Below are 2070 nucleotides of genomic sequence, written 5' to 3'. Positions count from 1 at the left end.
CTAAATCGGGTTGTTCAGGATGCCGAATGGCCGAATAACTCGACGCCAGCCAGCATTGCAAAGGCGATTATCGTAGCCGGTTATTGCAAGGGGAACACCGGGGGTGCAAATGGATAAGCTCAGCCGCCAGCAGTTCGAATCATGGGTAACGGATTACCCAGATATGAGAATTGATGAATACGCAGTTACTGAAATTTTATGGCAGGCATGGCAGGCCAGCAGATCCGAGCCGGTTACTCTGCCACCGATGCTTGACCTTGAGGGCAGAACCGGACGCAGTTTCATCATTGCCGGGGCGCACAACAGCGCCATAACACTGTGCTCGATGGCGATAACTGGTGCTGGCTACACAACCGTCTGCTCCCCTCTTCTTGGAAACGAGGAGCCTCGCTAATGCCGACTATGCACAGGGTTTCCAAAAATAAGCGTGTTGACCTGAACGATACGCTGATTCAGGCGACGGTTTACGTTGACGACGGTTGTGACTGGACGAAATGGAACGCCTGGAAGATGCGTGAAAAGTATCGAATGCGCACCGGAATTTATGAGCCAGAACCGGCGCGGCCACGAGTAGCGCCAGCGAAGATCGAACCAATTAAAAAGCCCAGAAAACGGGGTTATCGGGTAGTCCAGAAAGCTATTGGTGCGGTGTGAGGTAGAAAGATATGTCTGATAAAAAAGAAAGTGACATCATTTCAGATGCTGATATCGAAGTGCTGACGGGGTATAAAATTCCGACAAAACAGTGTGAAGTGTTGCGCGAGGCTGGGATTTTCTTTATAACCCGTCGCGATGGCCGTCCGAGAACTACCTGGCAGCACTTCAACGATCCACTCAGCCATCGACACAAAGACGTCAGTAGTTCGGTAATTGAACCTAACTTTGGAGCACTGGATTAATGGGAAGGAAACGGAGTAACCCAGCAGACAGTTGGATGCCCCCACGCACCTGCCGGGGTAGATCAGCTTTTGAGTTTAAGCCGAAAAATGGCGGCACAATCCGCCTCTGTGGATTTGACTCATCACCGGCTCAGGTATGGTCTGCTTATGAGGCACTGATCAACGACAAAAAAGACGAACATGTTTTCGCCGGTTTAGTTGATAAGTTTTTCAATTCTGGCGACTTCGTGGCGTTAGCTGTTGAGACACAGAAGGATTATCGAAAGTACTCGGTCAAAGTACTTTCGGTATTTGGCCCTGTGCCACCAGACCAGATAAAACCTGAGCATATTCGTAAGTACATGGATAAGCGAGGTCTGAAAAGCCGTACCCAAGCGAATAGGGAAAAAGCATTTATTTCACGTGTGTTCAGGTGGGGGTATGAACGGGGAATGGTGAAAATGAACCCGTGCATTGGCGTGAAGCAGTATAAGGAGATTGGCCGTACTCGGTATATCACGCACGAAGAATATGAAGCTCTCTATAAAGTTTCTCCTCCTGTCGTTCAGGTTGCAATGGAGTTGGCATATCTTTGCTGCGCTCGTCAGGCCGACATTCTGAGTATGAAAAAGAACCAGATAATTGAGGAAGGAATTCTCATTCAGCAAAGCAAAACAGGTGTGACCCAAATTAAGGGCTGGGGGCCACGATTAGAAGCAGCAATGGAACGAGCGAAAATGTTACCCCTCAACGTGGGAATGAGTAGCATTTTTGTTGTGCACCAACCATCAGGATCTGGGTATACACGGGATGGGTTTAATAGTCGTTGGATGAAAGCAAAGCAAGATGCCAAAGAGAAGTTCCCAGAACTTGAATTTGACTTCACATTTCACGATTTGAAAGCTAAGGGGATATCAGACCTAGTGGGATCCTTGAATGATAAACAAGCCATATCCGGACACAAAAATGCGGCTCAAACGGCAAAGTATGACAGGAAAATAGCAATAGTTCCGGCAGTAGGCGACCAATAATATTATGAAGTGATATTATGAAAGAGCATAAAAAAACCACCCGAGGGTGGCTATAATATACGACATTACTTTTTTATTGCTTTGAATCTGTTATGTATTTTCCCATGGTACCCGGGACGAGACTTGAACTCGTACAGCCATAAGCCGAGGGATTTTAAATC

At 47.3% G+C, this 2070-nt stretch carries 4 protein-coding genes; all 4 read left to right on the top strand.

Features of this window, described 5'->3' with window-relative positions; genetic code table 11:
• The first annotated feature begins 109 nt into the window (after positions 1 to 109).
• From J8X26_RS26250 to J8X26_RS26235, 4 genes are read left to right on the top strand one after another with little or no spacing between them, the layout of a single operon-like run.
• Positions 110 to 394, top strand: a complete 285-nt coding sequence (locus J8X26_RS26250) for a hypothetical protein (RefSeq protein ID WP_208952474.1) — start codon at positions 110 to 112, stop codon at positions 392 to 394.
• Positions 394 to 654, top strand: coding sequence for a hypothetical protein (locus tag J8X26_RS26245; RefSeq protein WP_208952473.1), 261 nt, complete (start codon positions 394 to 396; stop codon positions 652 to 654). Before J8X26_RS26250 ends, J8X26_RS26245 begins: the two co-directional genes overlap by 1 nt.
• 11 nt (positions 655 to 665) lie before the next feature.
• Positions 666 to 899, top strand: coding sequence for a DUF4224 domain-containing protein (locus J8X26_RS26240; protein ID WP_208952472.1), 234 nt, complete (start codon positions 666 to 668; stop codon positions 897 to 899).
• Positions 899 to 1909, top strand: coding sequence for a tyrosine-type recombinase/integrase (locus J8X26_RS26235; RefSeq protein ID WP_208952471.1), 1011 nt, complete (start codon positions 899 to 901; stop codon positions 1907 to 1909). Before J8X26_RS26240 ends, J8X26_RS26235 begins: the two co-directional genes overlap by 1 nt.
• Positions 1910 to 2070 lie beyond the last annotated feature (161 nt).

It is taken from the genome of Rahnella sp. ChDrAdgB13 (genome assembly GCF_017655185.1).
GTDB lineage: Bacteria > Pseudomonadota > Gammaproteobacteria > Enterobacterales > Enterobacteriaceae > Rahnella > Rahnella contaminans.
The sequence above is the reverse complement of the archived record's forward strand: the minus strand, read 5'-3'. Positions and strand labels throughout refer to the sequence as shown.